This window comes from candidate division WWE3 bacterium, from assembly GCA_026396615.1.
In the GTDB taxonomy this organism is placed as follows: domain Bacteria; phylum Patescibacteriota; class WWE3; order JAPLWK01; family JAPLWK01; genus JAPLWK01.
The window spans coordinates 63,474-82,982 of sequence record JAPLWK010000010.1; the positions used below are offsets into that span (position 1 = coordinate 63,474).

The 19,509-nt window shown below is 38.9% G+C and carries 12 protein-coding genes and 1 pseudogene; 10 read left to right on the plus strand and 3 right to left on the minus strand.

What is annotated here, in order from left to right; all coding sequences use genetic code 11:
- Nucleotides 1–9 precede the first annotated feature (9 nt).
- On the minus strand, nt 10–696 hold the full coding sequence (locus tag NT141_03295) for a glycosyltransferase family 2 protein (GenBank protein ID MCX6784070.1): 687 nt from the start codon (nt 694–696) through the stop codon (nt 10–12).
- A gap of 2 nt (nt 697–698) precedes the next feature.
- Nucleotides 699–2,231, minus strand: a complete 1,533-nt coding sequence (locus NT141_03300; protein ID MCX6784071.1) for a glycosyltransferase family 39 protein — start codon at nt 2,229–2,231, stop codon at nt 699–701.
- Nucleotides 2,232–2,341: 110 nt separating this feature from the next.
- Here NT141_03300 and NT141_03305 point away from each other — a divergent pair, with 110 nt between their 5' ends.
- From NT141_03305 to NT141_03350, 10 genes and pseudogenes are all read left to right on the plus strand, one after another.
- Complete coding sequence (locus NT141_03305) at nt 2,342–3,028, plus strand: glycosyltransferase family 2 protein (protein MCX6784072.1); 687 nt, start codon at nt 2,342–2,344, stop codon at nt 3,026–3,028.
- A gap of 36 nt (nt 3,029–3,064) precedes the next feature.
- Nucleotides 3,065–3,640, plus strand: a pseudogene (locus tag NT141_03310) (glycosyltransferase).
- Entirely contained in the window at nt 3,637–5,082 is a 1,446-nt protein-coding gene (locus NT141_03315) for a glycosyltransferase family 39 protein (protein ID MCX6784073.1), read from the plus strand. The pseudogene NT141_03310 and the gene NT141_03315 overlap by 4 nt, the downstream one beginning before the upstream one ends.
- Nucleotides 5,072–6,553 carry a hypothetical protein gene (locus NT141_03320; protein MCX6784074.1) on the plus strand — a complete coding sequence of 494 codons (1,482 nt, stop codon included), beginning with the start codon at nt 5,072–5,074 and terminating at the stop codon, nt 6,551–6,553. The genes NT141_03315 and NT141_03320 overlap by 11 nt, the downstream gene beginning before the upstream one ends.
- A complete protein-coding gene (locus NT141_03325) occupies nt 6,550–8,001 on the plus strand; it encodes an oligosaccharide flippase family protein (protein ID MCX6784075.1) in 1,452 nt (483 codons plus the stop codon). Before NT141_03320 ends, NT141_03325 begins: the two co-directional genes overlap by 4 nt.
- Nucleotides 7,998–10,019, plus strand: coding sequence for a flippase-like domain-containing protein (locus NT141_03330; GenBank protein ID MCX6784076.1), 2,022 nt, complete (start codon nt 7,998–8,000; stop codon nt 10,017–10,019). Before NT141_03325 ends, NT141_03330 begins: the two co-directional genes overlap by 4 nt.
- Nucleotides 10,003–11,691: a glycosyltransferase family 87 protein gene (locus tag NT141_03335; GenBank protein MCX6784077.1), complete on the plus strand. Its 1,689-nt coding sequence runs from the start codon at nt 10,003–10,005 to the stop codon at nt 11,689–11,691. Before NT141_03330 ends, NT141_03335 begins: the two co-directional genes overlap by 17 nt.
- Nucleotides 11,688–13,292 (plus strand): phospholipid carrier-dependent glycosyltransferase, encoded by a 1,605-nt coding sequence (locus NT141_03340; GenBank protein ID MCX6784078.1) that lies wholly within the window; start codon nt 11,688–11,690, stop codon nt 13,290–13,292. Before NT141_03335 ends, NT141_03340 begins: the two co-directional genes overlap by 4 nt.
- Complete coding sequence (locus NT141_03345) at nt 13,255–15,825, plus strand: phospholipid carrier-dependent glycosyltransferase (GenBank protein MCX6784079.1); 2,571 nt, start codon at nt 13,255–13,257, stop codon at nt 15,823–15,825. Before NT141_03340 ends, NT141_03345 begins: the two co-directional genes overlap by 38 nt.
- Nucleotides 15,822–17,504, plus strand: a complete 1,683-nt coding sequence (locus NT141_03350) for a glycosyltransferase family 39 protein (protein ID MCX6784080.1) — start codon at nt 15,822–15,824, stop codon at nt 17,502–17,504. Before NT141_03345 ends, NT141_03350 begins: the two co-directional genes overlap by 4 nt.
- Here the strand turns inward: NT141_03350 and NT141_03355 are convergent.
- The gene (locus NT141_03355) at nt 17,461–19,494 is read right to left on the minus strand and encodes a hypothetical protein (protein ID MCX6784081.1); all 2,034 of its coding nucleotides are present in this window, start codon (nt 19,492–19,494) and stop codon (nt 17,461–17,463) included. The genes NT141_03350 and NT141_03355 overlap by 44 nt on opposite strands.
- Nucleotides 19,495–19,509 lie beyond the last annotated feature (15 nt).

A 19,509-nucleotide genomic window follows, 5' to 3' on the forward strand; every position in this document is an offset into this window, starting at 1 on the left:
GGGCTAAATTTAACCTACAAATCTATATTTAATCAGTGTCCAGAGGGCTTCAACACCGTCCCACGCCTTAACTTTTTTGCCTTCTGAACTGTCTCTTGGGTGGTAACTAATAGGAACTTCAATTATTTTGTAGCCCCTCTTTAGAACTTTCGCGGTCACTTCCGGACAAAATTCGAAGCGATTACATTTTAGGTTTAGACTCTTTATAAGGTCAGATTTAAAAACTTTATACGCGGTGGCTTCATCCGTAATACGTGATCCGTAAAGAATATTAACGGCGGTGGTTAATATTCGATTGGCAAGGATACTTCGAAATGGTAAATTCTCAACTTTATTCATGAAACGCGATCCGTACACCACATGTGTTTGGCCAGATTCTATAGGGGCTAGGAGTTTGTAATATTCCTCTGGATCGAGTTCTAAGTCGGCGTCTTGAATAATAACTACATCTCCAGTTACTTGTGCAAGGCCGTAGCGGATGGCCGCGCCCTTTCCTTTAATTGGGGAGACGACAACTTTTAAAACGTTCCCTGTTAGGGTTGCTTGGTGCTTAAGGATTTCCAAAGTACTGTCTGTAGACCCGTTTTCAACGGCAATAATCTCTTTGGGTATTGGGACCATTCGCACTCGCTCGATAACTTCGCCAACGGTGCCTTCTTCGTTATACACAGGTATTATCACCGATAATAATTTCATAGTTACGTATTCGTTGGGTAAGTATTTACACTAGTATCAATCAAATACAACTGATCGCATTTTATATTAAATAGCAGGCAATATTTTTCTTCACTCAGATGCAGGTGTGAATCGGTAAGCCATGAGCGAAAAGAGATAACGTACCGCGGGTTTTTTGGAAAATAGTCATAGCCAAGTCTTGTGTCTAAATCTTGTCCGATATGTTTTTCAGCCAAATTCCAGGCATCCCATTCATAACCACCGTCAATTTCGTTTATGTTTACTTTCTGTCGGAGCAAGTTTTGACCGAGTTGCCAGCGCGCTTCATTCCACTGTTTAAACTCATAAATCCAGATTAAATTCAATCCAACGAAAAACGCAATTACAAAGGCTGCGCAGATTTTAGAAAAATTACTATTAAGAACGAAATATTTTCCGAAACTCAGGGTTAAAAGTGAGACCACTGGCAAATAGTACCTATCACAATGGACCATCATGAATGGGAAAAAGGCGACCAGAATTAAGGCTACTATTTGCTCAAGATCAAGCCGCTTTTTAAAATTCGCCACAAATAAAGCGACTCCGATCACCGACAACGTTGTGGCAATAACTCCTAGCTGTAGTGGGTGTGGAAAAAGAAACATTTTGGTGCCGTCAATAGAATTAGGTGCGAAGCCATTAATTGTTAATAATGCTGGGGTATAAAACATTAACTTCCCAAATTTCAGCCAATAAACACCGGCAATAAAAACGGCGACAACTGCTCCAATTACGAATTTAAGAATAGATCTTTTGGTTGGCTTAAAAATGAGAATAGTAACGGGTGGTAGTAACAAACCTAAGTACATTAACGTTTGAGTCCAGCGATCGAGTGCCGTCAAAATGTTGAAAGAAAGATGACTAGACTGCATTTGTTGGACAATTGTAGGTGGTTGCACGAAATGAAACCAAGCAAAATATGCGATGAGTCCTAGTCCTGCTGGGATTGTTATTGCAAGCATTTTTGAGATTTTTAGAGTCTGCTCTTTTGTTCTTAGTAGGTAAAGATAGTAAATTAGGGCGGCGGCTGGGAGGGCTGCCCCGATTTGACGGACACAAATTGAACAGGCGGCCACAATTGACCCCAGAATTAAGAAACGTAATTTATCACTTTTAAGACCATACTCGTAGAAAGCAATGCTAAGAATTAGAAGAACTGTGAAGAGTACGTCTGTTCCAAAAGAGTACGACAGAAAGAAAAATAAGGGGTTTAAAAATAGTATAAGTGGCAAGTAGGCAGAGTTTATTTTGTAATTAACACGTAAGTGCCAATAAGCGACTACAACACCGATGATGGAAAATATCGCGACTAGAAAATGGATCTTAGGAATAGAGAACCCGACTATACTAGAGTAAATAAAACCAAGTATTGTTTGGAAGAAAGTACTGGCCCTGGCATATTCGGAAACTCTAAAATTACCACTTAAAAACTTCTGAACACTTTGAATGTAAACCCAGTCGTCGTCGACCGGAAACTTAAAAGTCGGCGGTACGACTAAATAGGCAAGTAGTACCACCCCCAAAATAATTAGAAACTTCCTCAGTTTATGTTGTTTTACCCAATGACTTAAGCGAGTTATGGCTATTAGTTTACACTAAAGATGATGCGCTATGCTAGAATTAATCAATGCTTTTATCGATCATAATCCCGGTTTATAACGAGGTGGCGACTTTGGAAGAGTTGCTAAAGAGAGTTAAAGCTGTTGAAGGCATCGATAAAGAAATTATTTTGATTGATGACGGTAGTAAAGACGGCAGTCGGGAACTATTGGGAAAATTAAGTGAGGCCGATTTGTCATTGAAAGTTATTTTGCATGAGAAGAATCAAGGCAAGGGAGCGGCGCTGAAGACTGGATTTGTGGCAGCAACCGGGGATTACGTGATTGTTCAGGACGCTGACCTTGAGTACGATCCAGAAGATTATCATAAACTTCTAAAACCGATTAATGACGGTAAAGCCACAGTGGTTTACGGAAGTCGGTTTACCGGGGAACACCGGAATATGAATTATAAGCATTGGCTGGGGAATAAATTTCTGACGTTTTTAACTAATGTTCTCTACGACACCACGCTTTCGGATATGGAAACTTGCTATAAGGTCATTCCACGTGAATTACTGCAAAATATAAAACTTCGCGCTAATCGATTTGACTTTGAACCGGAGATAACTGCTAAAATACTCAAAACCGGGGTGCGGATATACGAGGTGCCGATATCTTACGCCGGTCGGGAAAGCAACGAAGGCAAGAAAATTAGCTGGAAAGATGGCCTCCCGGCTTTGTGGTCTTTAATTAAGTATCGATTTGTAGATTAATTATGCAAAAAGTTTTAGTACGGAAACTCTCCCGATGGTACCTCTAGAATAGTCGAAACTTTAAAGCAGACTAATTCCCGTTTAAATTTACTAGTAGAAACTAAAAAAGAAGGTTTGGGACGAGCTTACGGTAAGGGTTTTCGGTGGGGGCTCGATCGTGGCTACGATTTAATTATCGAAAGTGACGCCGACATGTCACACGACCCGAAGTACCTGTCGCAAATGTTAAAGTTGTCAAAATCGGCGGATCTCGTAATCGCCTCACGCTACGTCAAAGGCGGCGGAACTGAAGGCTGGGGACTGCTACGAAAATTAATTTCTTATGGTGCGAGTGTATATACGCGTGTCATCTCAGGATTGCTTGTTCACGATGTGACTGGAGGTTACAAATGCTTCCATCGCCAAGTTTTAGAAACAGTGCCTTTCGAAAAAGTTAGGGCTTTTGGTTATGGCTTTCAAATAGAGATGAATTATCGGGTTTGGAAAGCTGGCTTTAAAATTACAGAATTCCCGATTATTTTTCCGGATCGCCGTAAAGGGGTCTCCAAATTTAATAAGAAGATATTTGTGGAAGCTTTTTTACTAGTTTGGAAACTACGATTTGCACAATGATTAATTATAATCGGCTTATCGTTTTAACTCTATTTTTTTCGGTAGTAATCGTTGGAATTCTGGGAGTAGTTCGCTATAACGACTTTAATTATTTAGGTTCTGTGCCCGCTTCGAATGCGCACTTCACTCTTAGCATCATTCTTAAACGAGCCTTAAATCTTAATACTTATTACGGCGCCTCCGGGGTTGATTTAGCTAGAATCAACGGTGGTGACTATTTACCGGTTTACGCACCAGGTTACAGTTTCGCGGCGGCTCTTCCGTACGGATTGCTTCAGATTTTTAATCATTTTTGGGTAAGATTTTTTAATCCGTTATCCGAATCAATATCGCTCTTTCTAGAAAGTACAGCCTTAGCTTTACCATCAATTTTATCTACAGCATTAATTTCAGTATTAATATATAAATTGTTACTTCACTTTAAAGTCTCAAAAACAATCGCAGTCATTACCGCCTGGTCCTTCCCTTTTGCCACTTTTTTACTAGGGTACACCTCAACTACATATAACGGTCTGCTCGCGGCGAGCTTACTTCTGCTGGCTTTCTACTGGCTGGTGGTTCCGGAAAAATATAACTTGCGAATTCCACTCCTCGTAGGTTTACTTTTCGGAATGATCGCTAACACTGAATACGTAGTTGCCCTATGTTTTATACCTTCGCTTGTTTATTTCTATATTAAGACCCGTGATAAATATAAAACCGGCATTGTTGTGGCTGGTTTTATGGCGGGGATGTTGGCCTTAGGACTTTATAATAACGCCTTGTTTGGCAAGCCTTGGACTTTCGGTGAGCAATTTACAGGGACTGCTTTTAGAACTGGTGCAGATTTAACCAGCATTACTTTTTCAGGTAATTTATGGCAAAGTCTTTACGGAAATCTTTTATCACCAGCTAAAGGCCTAATTTTTCAAGCACCCCTTTCTCTACTGGCTGTACCTGGATTAATTTACCTTTTTAAGCGTCGAAGATCGTCGGCCGTTCTGGTAATTTCCTATATTGCTATAGTAGCTTTAGTTTATGCTTTTTGGCATGACTGGGGTGGTGGCTGGACTACTGGCCCTCGATTTTACACAGCAATTGTGGCCTTTTTAATTATTGCGGCAGGGTACTTTTTTTCAGAAATTAAACGCAAAACATTAGTAGCCCCAGGCTTTTTTGGATTAATTTTATTCGGTGTTTTAGCTGGAGCCACCACACTACTTTTTGGTCCTCGCGATAAATTTTCCGCTAGTTACGATGTTTCTAGATTACGCGTTATTCAAAGACTGGAGCACCTGTTTCCAAATCCGGTGTCGGTAAGTAGTTTAGCTCCATATATCCCCAAAACTTTTGGAGTATCTCTTTCGGCGTATCTAGTGTTGCTAACCACGTTAATACTGGGGTCATTAATTATTTTAATAGTTTTGTCTAGGCGAAACGTGGTTAGTACTTATGAAAAATAAACCCGTTATTATTAGCTGGATTTTATTTTTAGCAGTTTTTATTGTCGGTGTAACTAGCGTAGTTGCCAACGACAACTTTCAGTTTTTAAGTTCCATACCTGTAGCTAATGCTAACTTAACTAAAAGTATCGTCTTACAACGGGTATTAAATATTGATAAATATAAAGATGCATCTGGAGTCGATGTAGTTAAGTTTAAAGGTCACTATTACTCAGCGTATCCGCCTGGTTATAGCTTTTTTGCAGTTCCTTTTTACGGTGTTTTACAGATCTTTAATTATGGTTGGGTTCACCTGTTTAAGCCTTTGAATGGTGCAGAATCGAGGTTACTTGAGAGTTTGGCATTGGCACTCCCCTCTATTTTGTCACTTGCTTTAACATCTGTTCTCCTTTTTAAGTTGCTATACTTTTATAAAAATAAGCTTTGGGTTTCGGCTTTGGCGGCCTGGGCTTTACCATTTACCACATTTTTGCTTGGTTATCTGCCAACGGCGTTTTTTCATTTACCAGCAGCTTTTTTTCTATTTTTAGGTTTTTATGTACTCGTTACTTCCGAAAAGATAACTATTTTAAGATCGTTTGTAATAGGCCTGTCATTAGGATTAGTAGCGATAACTGAGTATGTTCCTGCGCTTTGTTTTATTCCCATTTTTTTGGTCTTTATTTATAAATATAGAGACTATAAAAAATCTTTATTAGTATTATTCGGTTTTCTAGTTGGTTTTTCTATTTTAGGTGCTTATAACTACAAACTTTTTGGAGCCCCTTGGAAATTCGGGGAAAGCTACGCTGCTACTTCTAATTCTGAAGCAACGTCATTTGGGATTGCCTTTACCGGGAACCCGATTACAGCTTTAAGTGGCAATTATTTATCTCGGATCAAGGGTGTGGTAACAAACGCCCCACTTTTCATACTGGCAATCCCTGGTTTTTATTTTTTGCTGAAGCGCCAACGTAAAGATGGCACCTTAGCTTTAGCTGTAGTTTTAGTGGTTAGTCTTGTTTACGCCTTTTGGCACGATTGGGGTGGTGGTTGGAGTTTAGGGCCACGTTTTTACACAAGTTTGATGCCGTTTTTCTTTACAGCTATTGGTTTTTTTGTTGAACATTTTTATAGAAATAAGTTTGCTAAAACTTTATTAGCTATAATGTTGGCTATCGGTGTTTTTGTGGCTTTCTGGTCGCTGTCTTTAGGTCCTAGACTTCTTACACCTAAGGCCGAAGCGAATATAGGTATTGTTGCTACTCAAAGGGCTTCCAGACTTCCATTAATTTTAGAGGAAGGTTTTTCTAAAAATAATTTAGCCCCATTTATATTTGAAGCGGCTTCTGATTTACCGATAATTAGCAAAATAAATTTTTCAACACTTCTTGCGGGTTATTCTTTCTTAACGCTTTTCGTTATAATAGGCTCCTTGCTTTTAATATTAAAAATCGCGAAACCTGATAAGGTTGCGCCCACTATTTTATGACTAAGGATTTACTAAAGTGGCAATCAATTAGCGTCGCATCGCGGTTTTTTTCTGTGGGGGTGGGGATTGCTCAAAGCATAATTTTGACGCGGTGGATTTTGTCGGTTGAAGAGTTTGGATTGATTGGCGTCATCGGGGCTGTGGGAGCGATGCTGGGAGTTTTTCAGCATTTAGGTTTGGCTTCTGGCACTACTCGCGAATTAGCTTACCGAGGCGAAAAAGATGCTTCTAAAGTTTTCATTTCATCACTGATTGCTCGTTACGCCATTTCATTACCACTGGCGATCGGACTTTTCATTTTCGCTGGTCGAATCGCAGCTGGATATCATCACATCGAAATGGCTGGTCCACTACAAATCTACGCAGTCATTTTACTACTTCAAGCCAGTCAAGATGTCTGTGGCTCAGTGCTTCAAGGTCTACAGCGTTTTAAACATTTATTTTTATTTCAAGCATTTCTAGCAATTCTCAGCTTTTGCTTGTATGTTCCCTTAAGTCACTTCTTTAAATTCAACGGTTACTTTCTAGCTTTGTCACTCGTCACTTTAGTTTCCGTTGTTGTTATGTGGGTTCTCGTCATTAAATCACTGCGATCTACTTGGAAATTCCCAACGAAGGCTGAGGTCATTCCTATTTTAAAAGATGTTTTTGCAGTTGGCTTGTCTATCTACATCGTTAAAATAATCTTCACGAACTGGGAAAATTTAGGAACAGTCTTTTTAGGTACGCAAGTTTCCTTAATTTCGATTGGTTTTTTTACTTACGCCATGGGCTATGCGTTTAAACTAATGACAGTGTCTGATGCTTTAACAGATGTAAACCTTTCAGTTATGACCAAGCTTTACAAAGAAGAGCGGGATACTTTTAAACAGGTCTTTATGGAAAATTTTAATAAGATTTATTCTTTTGTGTGGCTCGCGGCGTTGACAGCGATTTTTTGGGCGCCACAAATCTTCTTTATTTTCGTTAAACATAAGTACGATTCATCTCTTCCGTACATTCTACCGTTGACGCTAGCAGTTTGGTTCTACTCATACATCAACTATTTAGGGGCGAGTATTATCGTTCCGGCAAAAAAAGTTATTCAGATGATTATTTACTATGTGGTCATGATTGCTAGTACCGTGGGCTTTTATTTTATGGCTGGAGGCTTTATAAATGATAAAATATTGCTGATGTCTATTGCAATGGCTGTGGGGTCGGGGTTAGCGCTTATTTATCAAGTCGCAGTGATTCGTCACCATATCGGTTTTTGGGTCGTCAATAAAACAGTAATGTTAGTTACTTTGCCTTTATTACCGCTATTTATTCCTAGTCTGACTGCGTCTGGCTTAACCACCAAAATATTGCTATCTGCTATTTGTTATTCGCTTTTTTTCATAGTCGTTGTCAAGCAAAACGTCGTCACTAAAGCGCAAATAAACAAACTGTTGCGGAGGTCGGCATGAAAATACTCATGATCGCTCCGACGCCATATTTTTCAGATAGAGGCTGTCATGTTCGAATATACGAGGAAGCAGAAGCTCTTAAACGAGCTGGGCACGAAGTGGTTATTACGACTTACCATTTAGGACGCGATCTTGGTGATTTTAAGATACTGCGGACGCCAAAAATACCCTGGTACAAAAAGACGGCTGCCGGGGCTTCTTGGCACAAGTTTTATTTAGACTTTTTTCTACTTCTGCTAACCGCCAAAACTCTAATTACTTTCAAGCCGGATATTATTCACGCCCATTTGCATGAAGGAGCCTTTATCGCCATGATCCTGCGGCGATTCTTTAAACGACCAATTGTATTTGATTATCAAGGCAGCTTGTCTTCTGAATCTGTAGACCATCACTTCGTAAAGCCAAACAATCCTATTCTGAAGTTGGCGAAGTTTATGGAACAAAAAGTAAATGAGGGCGCGGAGTTTGTGATCACCAGCGCGCCGAGGAATCTCAAAGTTGCTCATTTGGAAACTGTTTGTGACGGGGTTGATACCAACATCCTCAAGCCAGATTTATCAAGACATAAGCCTCAAACATTTGTTTATTTGGGCTTACTTGGTGAATATCAGGGCACTGATTTAATGTTACAAGCATTCGCAATCGTCATCGAGAAATTCCCGCAAGCACAGTTAATAATTGGTGGTTTTCCAAAGATCGAGTACTACAAAGATATGTCAAAGAAGTTAGGTATTGGGTCACAAGTTGAATTTGTGGGCGCGGTCGACTACTCAAAAATCGGGGACTTTTTAAACCGTGGTCAATTTGCTATCGCGCCTAAAGTTTCTACAACAGAAGCCAATCAGAAGATGCTAACTTACATGGCTTGCGGTTTACCGGTTGTGGCCTTTAATACTGAGATTAACGCTAAGATGCTAGGGTCCACGGAACTGCTAGCAACGCTTGGTGATGCTGAATCCTTGGCAAGCAGGATGATCTTTTTGTTAACCCAAAGTCTGGAGCAAATTCTATTTTTAGGTGAAGCTAATAGAGTCCAGGCGGAAGAGAAGTTTAGCTGGGAAAGAACCGGTGAGAAAATTTTAGAAGTTTATAAAAAAGCTATTGAAGTATTCACGCAAAAGAAGTTAGCTCCAAAAACCGTCATCCAGAAATTTTTGGGTTTCCTGCCGAAACTCTTAATATCTGGGGCACTTCTTCTTTGGGTGTTTCATAAATTCGATTTCAAATCTGCCCTCATCGCCGTTAAGGCCGCTAATATTTGGATTTTATTAATTATTTTGTTATTAGTGGTCTTAAAAAATGTTTTCAGCAGCCTACGCTGGCAGGTGCTTCTGGCGGCACGCGGTCCTAAAGTGCCGTTCTTAATTTTGCTTAAGCTCTATTTTATTGGCGTCTTTTTTAACAATTTTATGCCAAGTAGCGTTGGCGGTGACATTGTTAAAGCTTATAAACTCTCAAAGTACACCGACCAGGCTTTTGACAGTTCTATTTCGGTGGTCATGGAGCGAGCGACCGGTCTCTTCGTTTTGATATTTATTGGTTTCACCGCACAGATGTTTGTTTATAAATTAATCGGAGTGGCTATCTTTGTTGGTTTCCTGATTGCCTGCGGGATCGGTCTTTTGATAGGTGACAAAGTTTCTAAGATTCATCCTAAAATCAGAAAACTGTGGTTAGCATTCATTTTTTATAAAGACCGTCCCAAGGCTCTTGCTGCGGCTATCGGCTTATCGTTCCTAATTCAGGGACTTTCAATGGCGTTTCAATACCTAACCTTTTCAGCTCTGGGTTATCATTTACCTTTTTGGCAGGCGATGGTGGTTTTCCCAGTCACTAATTTCGTTACCTTCTTGTCGTTGCTTCCTAATGGTTGGGGAGCGCAAGAGGCTTTGTATGCACTGTTATTCGGTCTAATTGGCATCAATAAGACTATCTCTGTTACTGTCTCGTTAGTTGGCCGTTTAGTCACACTCCTCGTCGCCCTACTGGGAGGTTTAATCTATGCCACAGAAAAATAGATATGTTTACATATTACTTATAGTTTGTGTCGTTATTTCCGGATTGATTCTCGGAGGGCTTTTGCTTAGAGCTTTTACTGGTTTAGTCCCTTCGGATTTTTATTGCTACTACTATATTCCAAAGGCGGTTTTAAACTTAGTACGTCGGGAACACCCTTACATTAACTACGCTCCAATATTCCCCTACTTTTTCCCTCCAGCATCCATACTTCTTTTTAAACCATTAATCCTGCTTCCGATGTACCTAGCAAAAATTGTTTGGTCACTAACAAACGCAAGTTTGATGATAACGTCAGCAATACTTGTTTCCAAGGTTTTTAAAAGGCTGTGGCTGTGGCCGATTTTGGTTTTTTTAGCTGTAATCTATTATCCTTTTCAATTTACGCTTACGGAGGGCCAGTTTAATATCATCCTTTTATTTGTTTATACTTTTGGGCTCTGGGTTTTAGTCAAATGGAATCGAGTTTTGGGTAGTACTGTCGGAGGGGTGCTTTTAGCGATTGGTACGATAACTAAAGTTAGCCCACTGCTCATCATCGCCTATGCGTTTTGGAAAAAGCGTTGGCTGCTGTTAGTAGTTTCTCTTTTTACTGTAGTGGCGCTTTGCGGATTGGCAGAAATATATGTTAAATCCGGAATTAATAATTACTATTTGCATAACGTTTTAAAATATGTGTCTGATCAGGCAGCAACTCCTAGTTGGCGTGATCAATCGCTTCTCGGGTTTATTAAACGCTTTGATTTGCACATGGATGAATTTCATATCGCTGGTCACACTATCACCGAAAGTCGTGCTAGGAGTTTAATTTCATATGGGATTATTGGACTACTGATCGCGATTTTCCTAGGACTCGATCTACGTCGTAAAAAAGGTGACTTGGACGTTGTTATTAGCTGCCTTTTCTTAACTACCATCGGAGTTCTAGGCACTGGGCTGGCTTGGTACCATCAATATACAATGCTTCTCCTACCGATTTGGGGACTGCTGCTTTTTAGCCTTTTTACTCTACGTAAACCTTATAACTATCTATGCTTGCTTATTTCAGTAATAACCTACATTTTAACCTGTGCCAATTTAGAGGGTCGGTTTCTTGGCTTGTTACAGCCAAATATGTTTTATGGAGGGGTGATTTTAACGATATTTCTTCTTATCCTTAAAGGAAATCAACATTGGTTTAAAGCCGTCACCGCTAACGTTCCGGTTTTTAAAGTAAAAACAAGCCTATTAGTTGTTTTAGGGTTTATTCTAATAATAAGTGTACTTGTCGGTATTGGGCTTCCCAGGCTCGATCAAAAATTGAAAGAAGCCCGAGATGTTGACCGTCTGGTCGAAATTAATTACATGGGAAATATGCTCACCAACCATCAAGTAGAGTTTAAAATCGGATACTCTAACAGCATCCTCCGATCGGAAAAGCTTGATGAAGGCTACATTTTATTTGAAAAAGATCAGCACATTAAAGTTCGCAGCGAGATCGCAATACTTTTTTTAGATCCAATTAATAACCACGATTATAATTATCAGTTTTCGTCTGCAGATGGTCATGAATTTAAACTTTGGACCCATTTAGAAAGCGTAAAATACATCAGTATTTTTGGGAAATACTATTACTATAATCCTGACTCGCAAAGCCCTGGTCAATCTCTTATTCCACAAATTGGAAACCTATGAAGTATTTACAGCCTTCTCGTAATTTAAGTTTATTTATCGCGGCAGCGTTTGTGTTTCTGGTAGCCTTCGGAGTTAGATTTTACAACTGGCAAATTGAGGGAATAAATCCGGATGAACCCACCTGGCAACAACGGATCGAAAACTTTTCACTAGCTATTAAGAATCATGAATGGCAATACACTTTTCAATCACTGCACCCCGCTGTCACTCTAGATTGGCTCTCTTATATTGGTCGAGCTTCCTCAGGATTTAACTATATCCCACAGTATCACTATCCTTTCGACACGTCCGACAACACCCCTGGTTTTACGGGTGATGACAGCCCGGCTCGCGGCTTTAAAGACCCTTTAGTATTTTGGACGGTTCACTCGTCTGAAGTTAACGTTCTTATTTTGGTTAATGCTGCCGCCTGTTTAATGGTGTTTCTATTACTTTCGAAACTTGTTGATCGGAAAGCGGCTTTTTTGTCCGCACTACTAGTGTGTTTGGATTTTTATTACATCGCCTCCTCGCGGGTTATTCAGATGGATTCACTGCTAGCCTCGTTTGTGATACTAACGGCTTTGTGTGCGATTTTGTTTTTTAAATCAAAGAAAAGACTTTATTTGATACTTGCGGCTTTGTTCTCTGGATTAACAGTTCTAACAAAAGTAAATGGTGTACTAGTCTGCGGATTTACTTTATTTGTTATAGCGACGCCATTTATTATCGATTTACTCAAAACCCGTCGATTAAAAACACAACTACTCCTTACTACGATTATTAATTTGGCCTTATACGGTGTGCTTTCTTTGACAGTGTTTTTTGTACTTTACCCAGCAATGTGGGTCCAGCCGATTCTAACGCTAAAAGATTTGGCGTACGGAATTTTTAACCGTGGTCTACTTGAGGGTGGGGAATCAGTAGGTGGTACCTTCTTCTTGGGACGGGTGAGTAGTAACCCTGGTTTTGCTTACTATCCACTAATATTGTTAATTCGTTCCAATCCTTTATCGTTGGTTGCATTTGTAGCTGGTATTACAGCGGCCTTTATAAATACAATTAAAACCAAGAAAATTTCTACACATACTGGACTTACTATATTATTTTTAATATTTTTTGTTATCTATTTAATTGGGATGTCTGCTGTTGCTAAAAAAAGTGAACGCTACATAATGCCAATATTCTTGCTTTTTGACATTTACGCGGGGTTATTTTTGTACCAACTTCTTAAGAAAGTAGAAGTTAAATTCATAAATAAAGCCAAATTATATTTGATTATTATTCTAGTATTTTTTGGCCAGTTTATACTGGAGTTGTGCCCATTAAGTTGGCATTATGGGAGTTACTATAATCCACTGATCGGCGGAGCTAAAGTAGCGCAGCGTCTAACTACAACTGGGTGGGGTGAGGGGTTATTGGAAGTTGCAGATTACATAAATAGTGTCCCGAATTCCAAAAAAATGAGAATATCTACATGTTATAGTTATATCAACCAGATCCAAAGAAAACAGGATTTAGGCTTGTGGGAAGAGTATCAGCACTTAAAACCGCTTAAAACTGTTACAATTAACGGTATTGCATATGCGTATATCTACCAGGGTTTACACCCTCTCAAATAAAATAACAATTTTTCTTAAGTTTATTCCAATTAAAACTTATCTTCTTCTAGTGCTCGTGTTTGCGTTGGTAATCCGTTTATGGGGAGTGTGGCATGGGCTTCCCTATATTTATAGCGTTGATGAGCCGGCTCTTGTCCACAGCGTTTTAGGTCTGCGGTTTGACTTAAATCCTCATCATTTCGATTGGCCGCATTTCCATTTCTACTTGTCGTATCTAGTCTTTGGGATCTTCTATAAAGCTCGGATTGCTTGGCAAGTTTGGGGTTGGAAGCCGGCTATGGAGGCGATGGCGCCGATTTTGTGGAATGACGGGGCCGTCTTCTACTTACTTTTAAGACTTTTAAGCTTATTTATGGGGGCGCTTACAGTTATTCCGGTTTATTTAGCCTCTAAAGAAATTTTAATCAGCCCTAAAAAGGCTTTACTGGCAGCTTTAGTTTTTGCCCTAATTCCCTTTCACGTGGAGAACTCCAAATATGCGCTTATAGATGTCCCCGCGACTTTTTGGTGTGCTTGGTCACTGTGGTTTGCCTTAAAAACGGCTAGAAGGCCGTCATTACTAAATTATATACTGGCCGGTCTGTTTGGAGGCCTCGCTATGTCAACAAAATACAATGGTTTGTTAATTATACTTGTTTTGGTATTAGTTCATTTATCACGCCTTCCATTCGTTGAAACATTCATATCTTTGATCAAACGAAAGTGGCGAAATATAGACATCGGAGGTTTACTAAAAGATTGGTGGAAGTTGGTTTTAGCTGGCGTTACGGCACTTGCCGCCTTTTTTGCCGGTACACCTTACGCACTTTTAGATTGGAAGGAATTTAGTCGCAGCGATACATCAATTGGTGCTTTTTGGCAATTAACTCGCTCCGGAAATAGATTGGAATTGGCGGTTTTTGGTAGACTCGCCGATGCCCTTTTTAATAAAATTCTTTCAGGATACGGGTTCATTCCTTTAATTATAAGTTTAGTGGGTTTGTTTTTCGTTTTTAGACGCGGTAATAAATTACAGAGAGTAACCGGATTATTTTTCGTATTTTTCACTTTGTACGTGGGAAGCTCTGTGTTCGCTCCGATTCAAATTTTCATGCCATTATTTTTAGTTCTACCCAGCCTTTTTATACTAGGTCTTTTTCCGATTACAGATTTTATTAAGAAAGAATTTTTTGAAAACAACAAAGCTTGGAGAGTCGCATATCCATTACTGGTTATTACAGCGGTCACTCCTCTAGTTGCGGCGTCATTAAAGGTAGATTACTTATACACGTTTTTAGATACTCGTAATATTGCCAAGAATTTTATCGATTACGCAATTCCTAAAGGTAAAGTTATAGGAGTAGAAGGTGAGTATCAGCCGTTTTATGAAGGAACTCATCCGGTAATTGGAGTTCAGGCTTGGCGATACGACCCTCTTAGCCAGAAAAAGATTGAATACGTCGTTGTGAGCGGCGATATGGATTTGCGTGGGATTCGTGAGAATTCAAAGTTTGGAGGGATACTCGAAAATTTGTACCCAATTTATAGTTACCAAAACTTTGGTGATCGGCTGGGCCCCAATTTATTTATTTATAAATTGAACTATCCACTTAATAATCAATGGTGGCTAAATGAAAGTAAATTACCTAAACTTTCTGTTGACTATTTGACAGCTGATAATCACGAGTGGCGGGAGTCTATTCTACCTGCCGATTTAACCTACACGGTCGCGGTAACTGGAACTTGGGACTTTTCGGGTAAGACATCAGAAATCATGAAAACGCGAAGTGACTATTCATATCCGGTTAGTAAGGTCGGCGGACACTTACACGGTCTGGATTTGGCTGTTGCCGATTTGTTGTATCCATTTAAACAGGACTGTTCTGATTTTACGGTTTGCACAAATAGTGAAGCCGTAAAATCTCTTACAGAAAGTGGAATCGATGTGGTTAATCTGCCGGTAGACCCATCTTTCGCCGAAACAAAGACGGATTTAACAGCAGCGAAAATCCAGTATTCTGATGGTCAGAACATCTCTTATTCAGATGTTAAGAATAACCATTTAGCTTTCGTGAGCATTAATCCCGCTTCACCAGATTTTACTCAAGCGACCATTTCGGCCTCTATTAAGACCGCAAAAGATAACAAGGCCGATGTTATTTTTGTTAATTTTAATTGGCTTAAAAGCCAGTCGCCGTCTAAAGAACTAGCTCATCTGGCAATTGATTCGGGAGCGACTGTAGTTACGGGAGAATCTTCAAGCGTAAACGGAGTGGAATTTTATAACGAACACTTTATATCTTATGGCGGTGGCCAATTTGTAAGCTCTGCGACTAGTCCGGTTGATTTACAAGGACGGGTTGGTCCTGGAGTTACCTATGAGCTTTATTTCTTCGGTAATAGATTAGTAGATATAGATTTTGGTTTAAACTACAGTGGCACCTACGATATTTATAGTGGATCCAGTTGCCAAGTATTTGGTGAAGAAAATAAGAATGTGCGTTTGAAAGTGCTTCAACAAATATCTATCGAGTCCGCAGCGTACATAAAATGACACATAGAAAATTTAAATTATCATTAGTTTTTATTATTTTTGTCATCGGAATAATATTACGGGTATCTTATCTTCGACATGGTTTACCAGATTTTGAAGTTGATGATGAGGGTAAGTTTGCTAATCCGGCGATGACAATAACCTTTAACCTACCTAATTTACTAAAGACCCGTAATTTAGAATTACTGAACACAGATTATTTTTATCCGCACCCACATGGCTTAACAAACACATTGGTCGTTGTATTTTCCGCTGTTACCGGGTTCTACAAATTAAGTGGAGTTGGTTCCCGCGTTCTCTCTCACGCGGATTTTATTTTTGTGGCTCGGCTGTTTATCGCTGTGGTTAGCGGATTTATACCACTGGTAATTTTTTGGTTACTTAAGAAGATATCGGGATTTAAAACTGCGATTATCGGGCTTTTAATTTCGGCACTTGGCTACTATTTTATCTACTATTCTCACGTCGTATCGCCGTACCCGATCTGCGCTTTACTAGTGTCGTTGTTCCTATGGCGGTTTTATGAATTCATCGTTCAACCAAATCGGCGAAATTGGATATTTACTTCAATTGCATTAGGCTTAGTAGCTGGATTTAACTTTGGGGTGATAGTTTTTGCTATTCCAATCGGTCTAACTCTAATTTATTTGTGTTTAAATCAAGCCTTATCTCTAAAGAAAACAATTATATATTCCTTAGCGATGGGTCTAATCGTGGGTTTGGGATTTTTAATAATCTCGCCCCTGTCGGTTGTAAATTTTAGGATTACTTTAGCGGCTTTGAGTAACGTCTCTAACCTGCAAAATATCGGAGCGCCAAGCAGCGGTAAACTCCCGACTATTCTTGAATATTTTCTGGGGGTAAATCCGGAAATCATAAGCCTTCAGTTTTTGCGTCCGTATTCGATGGTTAATGCCTTTGGTTTACCGTTTGCAGTCTTGTCTTTGTTGTCGCTAGTCATTGCTTTGTTCTCTAAAAATATTTTTAGAATCTTTTTGAGTTTATCTTTTATATGCGCTTTGGCTTTTTACAGCAGTCATGGCAGCACTAATCTTCGCTGGCTGTTGCCATTTTTGCCCATTGTTGTCGTTTTAATGACGCTAAGTATTGCTGATTTTTCTAATTTGTTACGAAGTCAACGAGTCCTGATTGCGTTAGTAATCGTGGGAGTTGTTTTATGCACCTCCTTATGGCAAGTCGCTTTCTTTTTACGATCGCATTCACTTCCTGACACCCGAGAATTAGCGCTACAATCAATTAGGGGGGAGATATCCAAAGACGCGATTATTTTAAGACCATCATTTGATTCTCCGCCGATTTGGAAATATGGGTACGCAAATAATTTTGTAATAAATCACCCCACGTATGGGTCTTCATCACAGGAGCAATTACCACCGGTACTATCCGATGTGTTTTGCGGGTTTAGTACCCTGAATAAAGAACGTTACCTTATTACAGTTGGAAGTGCCGCTAATTACGTAATCACGTCGCCTAGTTATTCTAACGAACATCCCATGACGGCAGGGATTTGGAAGAAATTTTATTCAAATATCACGACTTGGCCTAAGGTTGGTCTTTTCTCACCAACGCTTGCTTCACCTATGACCGGAACTGAGGTAGGTGTCTACAAAGTGCCTAAAGACTTTTGTGGCCCTGAAACTTTTCTTTGCACCATTTAATTTTTGGTATTAAAAAAATTACCAAAAGAATTATTGTCCAAATTAGTGTTATAACAAGACCAGCTAGATAGCTGCTATAGATCCACTTAGGAATATTTACTGAGACAGTGGCAACACCCCCTATAATTTTGTAGATGTAAACTATGGGAAGAGGTTTAAATCCAATATCCTCCTCCATATGGTTACCGGAGGTTGGCCATTTTATAATCTTTATTAATAATAATTGATCTTTTAAAAACTTTGGGAGGTTGCTTGTAATTTCCTCTGTTGTTACCAATAACGTCGTACCTTGCGATTTAAGATAATCTAGATAATTACTACTAATACTTGGTGCCTCGTATTTATTTGTTATAGCTTGAATATATGAATTACTCCAGTAGCTTTTATCAACAAATACAGAAGGCCACAGTGGAACACTAGCCGCAATTAAATTATTAATAACAAAGGAGTTAATTGGACAAACGCTAAATGTTGGAAAACAGTCAACCACAGTTAATTTAGGAAAGTTTTTGTTAATAAATTCCAGATGTGGGTAATCATAAAGTGTGTTAATTTTTACTGTTGGAAATCTTTCTGATAAAGCGACTCTCTCACCCGGTGCGGCATAATAAATTCCGTATGGTAAATATTTACCAAGAATTATAATCGGCGGACTGATAACACCCCAAGTTTCTCCAAATATTAATAAGGCTACTATAACGCCAGCTAAGCTAGCCAATATTATATTTTTCTTCTTAAGAAATTCGTTGACAACGACTATTAATAGCTCAACTCCAAATCCTGATAATAAAGCTATTAAAGAGATTAAAAGAGCGTAGTTTGACGGGGCAATTCCTGATTGGCTAAATAATGGGTAGAATTTATTTAAGAGTCCGTAGATCGGTGTTTTAATACCTATTAAAATATATAATCCAAATAAGAAAAGTATAAATAACATTTGCAAACGATAACGTTTTAAAAAAATTGCCCCCAAACTAATTACGGCAAGAAAAATTGCAATATATCCAGGACTAAACCGCCTTTGATTTGTTTGATAGTTAGCTGGCAGTATTGTATTTTTAAAATCATTAAAACTAGTAATACCTACGGATCGCCAATCTTTTGTGACATCTCTGGTTAAGCTTGTATTTGACGTGAATGATTTAAGCTTATAAGATGGCCAGATTTCTATTGCGTTGGACATAAAAATTGAAACTGCAACTATTGCTATAGTTAAAATTACTAGAACAATATTTTTTCGGTCCTTCAAAAATATATACACTAAATATGTAATAACAATTATTACTATAGCTAAAGAAGAATACACAAAGACGTTTGGTTGAAAGTTAATAATGTTTGAGGCGACCCAACCGGATAACATTGCATAGATAACAGATTTTCTTAGACAGTTTATATTTTGTAATGCTTCTAATATAAATAGAAAGCACCATGGTAACCAGCTATAGGCAAAAATATAGCCTATATAAGCATTAGTTCCTAGTTTAGAGATAGTCCATTCATTAAACATAAAAACCACAGCCGTGCATATAGCAGCGCCGCTACTAATTTTTAGTTTCTTGGCGAGTAAAAAAGCGCCAACTCCTGCTAGAATAAAATGGATTAATAGCAGAATGTTAAAGGCGGTATAAGGTTCCAAGATTAAAAATAGGGAAGCAAAAGGGTAATGTAATGCGGTTAAAGGATTTCCAAGTGCGGGGACACCGGTTAAGACATGGTTATTCCAAAGAGGTATTAAACCTTGCTTTATAGAATCTCGGTAAACAATGTAATTTTGAATAAAATCAAACTGAGCATCCCTTTGGGTAATGGTTACGCCACGGGTAAAAAACGGATCGGCTAAAAATAATAGGCTAAGACCAGCGATTACGATTAGGTAAAATTTATTTTTCCAGATAACTTGTCTGATTGAGATTAGCAATATCACGAAGACTATGATCGGAATTAAAATTAATTCGGAGATACCTAAAATCTGGAAAATGCTTGATAACACAAGATAATACTACCA